Consider the following 9,777-nt stretch of genomic DNA (forward strand, 5'->3'; position numbering starts at 1 on the left):
CCAAGTAATTTATAAATTACTTGGACATTTTCAGTTATTACTTCAAAATTTTTAAAAGAAATTTAGATTGTACATCCTCTTACAATTTGCTAGTTCTTCTTACGCTTTTTACCAAAACCAAGCATTACTAATGCTAATGCAAGCAGACTTAATCCCCAACCACGTGTTGTTTCATTTTGCGAACCAGTTTGTGGTAACTTCTTAGCATTAATACTATTTTTCGTTGTACTTGAAGTCTCTGGAGAATCTTTTCCATCAAGTTTTTGACTTGCTGAATTCAAGTTAGCTAATGCAGTATCAACATCTGCTTGACTTGCATTCTTATCAGCTAAAACTGCTTGTGCTTTTTCTAATGCATCGTCATATGCTTTCTTAGTTGAAGAACTTGCATTAGTGTATACAGTTGACGACTTTATTTGATCTTTATTATTAATTTCATTCTTCAAAGCATCTTTATTTACTGAACTCTCATTTACAGGTGTTGTTTGTTCTGTTTTCTTTTCAGTATTAGTTACTTCTTTTTTAATGATAGTTTGATCTGGAGTTAATTCCTTTTGTGCTCCATTTTCGAAGTTAACAATAGTTTGGCCGTTATCCTTAACAACTATCGAAGAAATAGGCTTGTTTGAATTTGCATTCCTAATATTTGCTTCTACTTGATTCTTTTCTTCATCTGTTAAATTATTTAAATCTTCTACTAAAGTCTTATCAAATAAATTCAGTATTTCGTCTAATTGGGTTTCCTTACCATCCAACTCTGCCTTAGCCTTGTCAATTGCTGCTTTGGCCTCATCTACTGCTGTTTGACTGGCATTCGCATCGTCTAAGACCTTTTGACCTTCTGCTACTGCGTCATCGTATGCCTTCTTCGCATCTTCACTCGCATTTTCGTAGCTGGCGGTCTTTTCTACTGCTGGCTTTTCTTCTACTGCCTTTTGTAGTTCGTCCTTATTGGTTTCCTGTGCAGGAGCTGCTTCGCCATTAGTTCCAAGGAAATAAATTGGCAAAATATATCTCATTACACTATTGTCAAAGCCTTTTTTATCAATAGCACTTTTAAGCGTAGTAACACCTAATGCTAAATAGTATTCATTAGTATTGGAATTAACAATTTGTACATTTCCACCAACATAGATATCTCCACGTGGTTCATTTGAACTACCTGATTTAGAATAATTTTCGAACTGGCTAAGTTTTAAATAATTTCCATTGCCATACTCATCATCTGCGTAATCAGAAGGCTGTTTTGTATGATCTTTAGGATCGTTTGCAACTGTCCATTCTTTTTGATCTGGGTAGAAGTTATTATCATAACTTTCTCTAGTATCATACGTTACATCCTGAGCTTGATCCAAACTACCATCACGATTACCACTAATACTTAAAACGTTAACATAATGTCCATTACGTTTATAACGTCCATCAGCATCTGGTTCGGTTCCATCTACATAAATTAATTTATTATTTTCAGTAGTGGCAGGATCTACACGTGCAACTCCCTTATATTTAGCACCAGTCTTAGGATCAGTAACAATAATCTGTTGTACTAAATCATAGACATTTAACTTTTGACTTAAGCCTTCAGCTTCAGCTTCTTCGTCATTTTTTGGCATTTTATAACGATAAACAATACCATATACTGTACCATCTTCATTATAAATAGTTTGCCATCCTGTTGGATGAGTGTATTGATTATATTCATCTTGAGTATATGAAATCTTATAGTCTGGTAAAGACTCAAAGTGCATACCTTCAGAATCAAAATCACCATTATAATCTGGGTTAATTTGATTATTTTGCTCTAAAGTAGTGCTTGCAAGTGAAGTCTCCAATGCATTACTAGATAAAGTATTATTTTCAATTGAAGATGAATTTAAAGTTTGGGTCTTATTTGTATTTTCATTAATACCAGTTAGTGCATTATAGGCAGCTAACAATTTTTGACTTGCGTTAGTTACATCTTCACTAGTTGCAGATTCATTTTCAATAACAGTTTTTGCATTATTAATTGCATCATCATACGTATTCTTTTTACTTATATCAGTTTCATTTATATACTTAACATCTGTTTTTTGGATATTAATTGCGTTATCATATGCCGATTGCAAAATACTCTTATCAACTTCTGATTTATCATTAGAAGTTGATCCCACTGTTATCGAGTTATCTGCTGCTTGTACTACAAAACCACTATTAACTCCCAAATATAAAGTGGTAGAAAGTAATACTGAAGCTAAACCCACCGTAGTCTTTCTGAATGAAAAGTGTTGCTGCCCATTCGAATGTTTTAAATTGTATTGCTTCTTATTATTTTTTGAAAGCATTGTATATCCCCCTAATAACTTACAAATACAAAAAAGCGCATCAAAAACTAAATTGACTGATGTGTTTTTTGATAAATTATATATATTGCTTTATTAAAATTAATAGAATCATTTGCTTTTATGCTTACATAATATCAATTTCTAACGCAAATAAAAATAGAATATATTGTTAGTTTTTTGCTATTTAAATAGTTTAATCAAAATATACAAATCAATTTAAATTTAAAAAACTACAAAACTTATTAAAAATCATATTATTCAATATTTATAATATAAAATATCTTTTTTGACTCAAGTTAATGCAAAAGTTAATGTTAAAAATAAAAAAGCTTTAGCATCAATCGTATAGACTGATAAACTAAAACTTTTACAACTAATCTTCATTGGTATATTCTTCAAAACCTTTATCAAAAAATGTAACTATAAATGTGGAACCAACATTGGGAATCGAATTTACTGAAATCCTACCACCATGTTGTTTAATAAGTGAAAGAACAATCGCTAATCCTAAACCTGATTCACCTTTTCCACCTAATTTTGCTCTTGAAGGATCTGCTTTATAGAAACGCTCAAAAATATACTTAATTTGTTCATCACTCATCCCAATACCAGTATCGTTAACCGAAATTTCTGTACCATGTTTCAATCGTCGAGCACTAACTGTAATAACTCCATTTTGAGTAAATTGAATAGCATTTGGGACTAAATTAACCATAATTTGAGTAAATCGATCATGATCTGCATAAACTGGCAGTTTTTCAGGAACTTCAAGTTTAATAATATCATTTTCTTTTTCAGCATTAGTCTTAAGCTGAGTCTTTAAGTCATTCAACGGGACAGTTGCATCGAAATTGGTTTTAATTAAGCTAATCTGATTATTTCTAATCTTTTCATAGTCTAGATTTTCATTAACTAATCTAATCAAACGGTTAGTTTCACGGTGCATTAACTGATATGACTTAGGCTTAGAATCCTCAGGAATTGCATCATACTCTAAACCTTCCAAAATACCATTAATCGTTGTTAATGGTGTCCGCATTTCGTGAGCCGCATCAGCCATAAATTGATCACGTCGCCGTTCTTGTTCCTTTACTGCTTCAGCTGACTTCTTCAAAGACTTAATCATTGAATTGAAATCACTTGCCAAATCATCTATTTCATCATGATCTTGGTGATGAATCTGTACAGTTAAATCACCAGCAGCAACTTTCTTAGTTGCTTTTGATAAGCGCTTTATCTTGACCAAACTATAATAAGAAATCAAATAACTCAGAATTAAGCCAACGATTAGTGTTACAACGAAAGCACTAATCAGATTTCGTTTAGCAAGATGTATTGGCTGTTCAACATTTTTTACACGGGCACCTATCCACACGGCACCTATCATCTTGCTACCATCAAACCAAGGGATAATTACACTAGTATATGCATCCTTACTTGAAAAATAAGTTTCTCTTTGTTCATGATCATTCTTTATCCGAATTTCATTACCCGCTTTTAAGCTTTTCCAAATGTCTTTAGGTAACTTAACTTTCGGACCCATTTTTGGATAAAGTTGCTTATTTTTACCATTAAAAAGTCGAATTTGCAAATCATCAGACTGCATCACAATCTGTAACTTATTTAAGAAATGATTATCAATTAAATCTCCTTTACTTGTATGATCAGGATTTTGTTCTGTAGCCAGTTCTCCTAAAGAACTAGCATATCCTTCAAGGCGCTGATAAGTAGTCTGATACGCTTGATTCGAAGAAAAACTTATTACGGAAAAACCAACAATTGCTGTTGAGGTCAAAATAATGACCAAAAAAGCAAGCATGTGTTGATAAATTAACTTCATTTGTTCACCTGTGAGTCATCAAATTTATACCCGACTCCCCAAACAGTCTGAATAATTTGTGGCCCCACTTCTTCTAATTTTTGACGTAACTTCTTGATATGTGCATCAACAGTTCTTTCTTCTCCATAATATTCATAGCCCCATACTAGCTCAAGCAACTTATCTCTTGAAAATACTTGCTTAGGCTTTTGGGCCATTGTATAAAGTAAATCAAATTCTTTTGGTGTTAATCCATCGATTTGCTTATCTAAGAAGTAAACTTCTCTTCGAATCTTAGAAATCTTCAAAGTATTAGTTACAATATCAAAGTCACCTTTAGCCTTGCGATCGTTATCAGTATTTTCTAGCGCTGCCCGTCTATGCAAGGCTTTAATTCTTGCAATCAATGCAATTGGACTAAATGGCTTAGTAACATAGTTATCAGCCCCAATTTCTAGTCCTAAAACTTGATCTGATTCACTATCCCGGGCTGTAAGCATGATGATTGGAATACTTTCAGAGATAGCGCGAACTTCTTTAGCGACTTGAATCCCATCTTTTTTAGGTAAATTCAAGTCAAGCGTAATCATGTCATAATAATCTGGACGTTCTTTAAACTTATCAACTGCCTCTACTCCATCACGAGCTATGTCAACATTCCATTGTTCTTTTTTAAAGAATAACTCCATCATTTCAGCAACCGATGAATCATCTTCCACCATTAAAATATTTAATTCCATTATAAATCCCTAAATCCTTTAACTTTTTGGCGTTTAATATCATCAGGTTTGACGTAATCATGTGGCAATTCATGCCTACTTTGCAAAAACTTCTGTAAACTTTTTTCAGTTAGTGCAAAAGGAATAATAATAAAAATTACAAAAGTTAACAGCCAAACTATAAAATACTTATCTCCGCCTAAGAAATGTATTGCTAGTCCAAGTAAAAATTGGACTAAGCCAACAAGAAAATTATACCTAGCTCCCATTTTTTGCGCAAATTGGAAACTATCTTTATTAGTTTGGGCTAGATATGAAATATATCCATATAAACGGTCAGGCCGCCGCGCTGGAGCTACATACCAAAGAAAGCCAACAATCATCATAATTATTCCACAGGCAACATAAATCATATTACTTCATCCTTTATTCTTTTATAGGTGCTGAGGTAATCATACTAATCTTTCCTGAAAATGTGAAATCATAACTACCAGCTGGCAAGATAAAGTTGTCACCAAGCTTTAAATCATACTCCTTATCAGGTAAGCAAAGCTTACCTGAACCAGAAATAACTGAAAACAGTTGATATGGCCAGTTCATAGTAAACTTGACTTCGCCATCAAGGTCAATTTTTGCAAGATAAAAATGAGGAGAAACTGGCTTATTCAAAAGCATAGTTATTGTCGCATCCCCACATTTTTCTTTCCTGATATCTAATTGGGGATTTTTATGAGGAACAGTTGTGACATCAATTGACTTTTGAGTATGAAGTTCACGCTTTTGGCCAGTTGCTTTATCTACTCGATCATAATCGTACAAGCGATAAGTCACATCACTTGACTGCTGAGTTTCAATTACAACAATCCCTTTAGTTAGGGCATGAATTGTTCCAGCAGGTACGTAGAAAAAGTCCCCCTTCTTAACAGGAACTTTGCGGAGCAAGTCGTCCCAGCGTCCCTCATGAATCATATCAGCTAATTCTTGACGTGACTTCGCATGATGCCCATAAATCAAATAAGAACCTGGATCTGCTTGTAAAACATACCAAGATTCAGTTTTGCCCGAATCATTTTCATGAATTGCAGCATATTCGTCATCAGGGTGTACTTGAACAGATAAGTTATCATTAGCATCCAAGTACTTAACTAATAATGGAAATTCCTGTTCTTCTGGATTAGCAAATAATTCAGGATGTTTTTGATACAGATCCCGCAAGCTCATACCTTTAAACTTTCCATTAATAACATGTGACGCATCATCACGATAGCCAGAAATAATCCAAGCTTCTCCTACTTTTCCATCAGGAATTTGATAATTAAAGAGTGTTTCTAATTTTCTACCACCCCAAAGTTTAGTTCTAAAATATGGTTCTAAAAAAATTGCTTCCATTTTTTCACCTTTAATAATAATCCAACTGATTTTTGGCTAATAATAGCTGTGAATAAATTTAATTTTTGTATTTCCCAAAAAAATCAGGTATCGCTTTCATCATTTTTATATTACAGCTAAATAAATTATACCAATTTATCAACTTTTAACAAAATCAAAGTTACACAAAGTTTCACGAATTTAAAACTATAACACTGTTTTTAAATAAAAAAGCTCGAGTAATCTCGAACTTTTTTCTAAAGTTGAAATTTCAAAAAAATAAGGCTTAGGGCGATTACCCTAAGCCTTGATATTACTGGTGATTCGGGTGAGATTCGAACTCACGACCCACGGTTTAGAAGACCGTTGCTCTATCCAGCTGAGCTACCGAACCATATCAGCAACATAGATTATTATATGTGATTGATTTTTATGTGTCAACAAAAAGTTGATAAAAATAATTTGCTAAGTTCTTTCCATAATTATCAATTAAATCATTTCCTAAAATCTTCAAAAAATATTACTATATTATTAAATAATCCTAAAGGAGATACGCTCATGAAATTTTATGGATATCGTCGTTGCTCTACCTCAAACAAGGCTCAAAAATATCTTGATGAACACAATGTTGACTACGAATTTGTAGATATTACGCAAAATCCACCAACTAAAGCAAAATTTATCGACTGGTTTAATAAGTACCAAAATCGGGGGTTGCGTTATTTCTTCAATACTAGTGGCCAACATTATCGCCAAATGCATTTAAAAGACAAACTCGATTCAATGACTCATGAAGAAGCTGCAGAATTGCTTTCAAGTGATGGTAAGTTAATCAAACGTCCGCTAATCACTGATGGTGAAAACTTATCCTGCGGCTTTAAAGAAGATGTTTATCAAAAATTATGGCTTAAATAAGGAGAACATTTATGAAATATAACCAATATGCCCTTGTCAAAACCAACTTTGATCAAAAAGTTAAAGAACTAACTGAGATTAATTTCTTGCCAAGTGATTACGCTGATTATTCATTCGCTGATTTATTTAAATACTTGTTTAAAAAGGCAATTGTTGAAGCAAAAACTAATGCTAGTAAAGAAGCTAAATTAGCAGAATTTGCGGTTAATAATAAAACTAGTTTGGCAGATTTTTTAAAAAACAATCCTAGCCAAATTACAGTTGATGAGTTCTATTGTGCTGCATTGCAACTACTCGGCTATCACATAGTTTATGACTACGAATTCGACAAGCCTACTGATTTAATGAAGAAAAATGCCCTTCCTATTTTTGGCGATATTAATAATAAAGAAGACTTAATTTCGGCCTTTTATCTCTTATTAAACACTCGTGCTAAAAACGGTCAAACTTACATTGATACTATGGCTGGACTTGGCTACTTTACCCAATTTTATGGACAAAATAAATTCATGTTCTTTAACGGTAAAAGTCTTCCTGTTTTCAACACTAGCAAGGTAATTCGTGAAGTGGTTTATGTAGAAAGTGATTTAGATACTGATCAAGATGGAGAAAGTGACCTCTTGCAAGTTACAATTTTTAGAGTACCTGAATCAAATGTTGGCCTTAAGCTTCCCGCCTTATACACTGCGGACCCCTACTTTGGCGGAATTATTGATAATGTTAAGCGCAACCACAATGTTGATGAAAATTTAAGTGATGCAAGTTCTTGGTCTAACCCGCAATATAAGGCAATGCCAACCGTTCCTGCTAAAAAGCCAAGTGACAATACTAGTCAAGCTAGTGAAGTAGCAGTTCACAAAGCCGCTTACACCTTAAACGAATATATGCTGGCTCGTGGATTCGCTAATGTTTATGCTGGCGCAATTGGTACCCGTGGTAGCGATGGTTTAAGAATCACTGGATCTCCTGAAGAAACTGAAAGTGCCAAAGAAATTATTGAATGGCTTCATGGCGACCGCATTGCCTACACTGACCGCAGTCGTCAAACTGAAATTAAGGCTGACTGGTGCAACGGCAATGTCGGAATGACTGGTCGTTCTTATCTTGGTACTTTACAAATTGCAATTGCAACTACTGGCGTGGCAGGTCTTAAGACTGTTGTTTCTGAAGCTGCCATTTCATCTTGGTATGATTACTATCGTGAACACGGTCTAGTTGTCGCTCCAGAAGCTTGCCAAGGTGAAGATTTAGACTTGCTAGCAGAAACATGCCAATCTAACCTTTGGGACGCTGGCAGTCGTCTTAAGGTCCAAGCAGAATATGATCAAATGCAAAAAGATTTATTAACTAAGAGTGATCGAACTACTGGACAATATTCAGACTTCTGGGAAGCTAGAAATTATCGTCACCACACCGATGGCATTAAATGCTCATTCATTAGTGTTCACGGACTTAACGACTGGAATGTTAAACCTAAGAATGTATATAAACTCTGGCAAAAAGTTTCTAAATTACCAATTGCCTCTCATCTTTTCTTACACCAAGGTCCTCACTATAATATGAATAACCTTGTTTCAATTGACTTTACAGACTTAATGAACTTATGGTTTGTTCATGAACTTCTTAATATTGAAAATGGAGCACTTACTCAATGGCCAAAAGTAATGATTCAAGACAACTTAGAAGCCGACACTTGGCATGAAGAAGCTGACTGGTCTGGTGAAGGTAGCGAAGCTGTCTACTACCTAAACGACGACATGAGCTTGAATAAGAATCTTCCTGGTCATACTGCAAAATCCTTTACCGACCTTGGTGGTAAAGAATTTAAAGCAGCTAAAATTCCTGAATCAGCCTGGGAATATCAATTTATTTGTGGTGAAGAAAAATGGGCTAAAGCCAGCCTACGCTTTACTAGCGATGAATATGCACACCCGATTACCATTAATGGCCGTCCACGTGTTCGTATTCGCGTCAGTGCCAGCTTAGCTAAAGGGCAATTATCTTGTGCCCTAGTTGAATTAGGCAAACGTAAACGCCTAACTGCTACACCTAAATTTATTATGCCTGGTGGTCAAGAATTAGGATATCGCTTCGGCGTTGATACTTTACAAGAGTTTATGCCAGATAAAGAAACCAAAGCTAAGTTAATCTGCAAAGGCCATATGAACTTACAAAACTATCAAGACATGAAACGTCCAAGCCAGATTGAAGCTGGACAAATGGTTGACTTAGACTTCTTACTTCAACCAACTTACTACAAGATGCCACGTGGCAGTCGCTTAGCTTTAATTGTTTATTCAACGGATCAAGCAATGACTAAACGACCACTTGAAGAAGAAACTTACACTATTGACTTAGCACACAGTGCATTATCTTTTTGGCAAAAGTAAGCTATTAATAAATTTACACCTATTTTCTGTAAGTTTATTAATATATCAATATTTTTTATTGCGTAAATAATATAAATATAGTATTCTTATACGCGGACACTTGCCTGTATTCTTTATAGGAAAGACGTCCACTTATTCCTAAATCAGAGCCACTCACCGTAATTGGAGAGTGGCTTTTTAGGTATGGAGATATGTTATAAATTCAATAATATTGGCTCTTTGTCAAATCCTGTTGATAAAGA

7 protein-coding genes and 1 tRNA gene are annotated in these 9,777 nt (G+C 34.3%); 2 read left to right on the plus strand and 6 right to left on the minus strand.

Annotated elements, in window-relative coordinates; genetic code table 11:
• Positions 1-89 precede the first annotated feature (89 nt).
• The 6 genes from FC45_RS06930 to FC45_RS06955 form a co-directional block, all read right to left on the minus strand.
• Positions 90-2,324 (minus strand): YSIRK-type signal peptide-containing protein, encoded by a 2,235-nt coding sequence (locus FC45_RS06930; RefSeq protein WP_006588834.1) that lies wholly within the window; start codon positions 2,322-2,324, stop codon positions 90-92.
• A gap of 373 nt (positions 2,325-2,697) precedes the next feature.
• Positions 2,698-4,164, minus strand: coding sequence for a sensor histidine kinase (locus FC45_RS06935; RefSeq protein ID WP_057706494.1), 1,467 nt, complete (start codon positions 4,162-4,164; stop codon positions 2,698-2,700).
• Positions 4,161-4,883, minus strand: coding sequence for a response regulator transcription factor (locus FC45_RS06940; protein WP_006584477.1), 723 nt, complete (start codon positions 4,881-4,883; stop codon positions 4,161-4,163). The genes FC45_RS06935 and FC45_RS06940 overlap by 4 nt, the downstream gene beginning before the upstream one ends.
• On the minus strand, positions 4,883-5,275 hold the full coding sequence (locus FC45_RS06945) for an SdpI family protein (RefSeq protein WP_006584476.1): 393 nt from the start codon (positions 5,273-5,275) through the stop codon (positions 4,883-4,885). Before FC45_RS06945 ends, FC45_RS06940 begins: the two co-directional genes overlap by 1 nt.
• Positions 5,276-5,288: 13 nt before the next feature.
• On the minus strand, positions 5,289-6,251 hold the full coding sequence (manA, locus tag FC45_RS06950; protein WP_006584475.1) for a mannose-6-phosphate isomerase, class I: 963 nt from the start codon (positions 6,249-6,251) through the stop codon (positions 5,289-5,291).
• Positions 6,252-6,547: 296 nt separating this feature from the next.
• A tRNA-Arg gene (locus FC45_RS06955) sits at positions 6,548-6,624 on the minus strand.
• A 164-nt stretch (positions 6,625-6,788) separates the two neighbouring features.
• On the opposite strand from FC45_RS06955, the gene FC45_RS06960 reads away from it, so the two are divergent.
• Together FC45_RS06960 and FC45_RS06965 are read left to right on the plus strand one after the other, a co-directional pair.
• The gene (locus FC45_RS06960; RefSeq protein WP_006584474.1) at positions 6,789-7,145 is read left to right on the plus strand and encodes an arsenate reductase family protein; all 357 of its coding nucleotides are present in this window, start codon (positions 6,789-6,791) and stop codon (positions 7,143-7,145) included.
• A gap of 11 nt (positions 7,146-7,156) precedes the next feature.
• A complete protein-coding gene (locus FC45_RS06965) occupies positions 7,157-9,535 on the plus strand; it encodes a Xaa-Pro dipeptidyl-peptidase (RefSeq protein WP_006584473.1) in 2,379 nt (792 codons plus the stop codon).
• Positions 9,536-9,777 lie beyond the last annotated feature (242 nt).

Source organism: Lactobacillus jensenii DSM 20557 (assembly GCF_001436455.1).
Classification (GTDB): Bacteria; Bacillota; Bacilli; order Lactobacillales; family Lactobacillaceae; genus Lactobacillus; species Lactobacillus jensenii.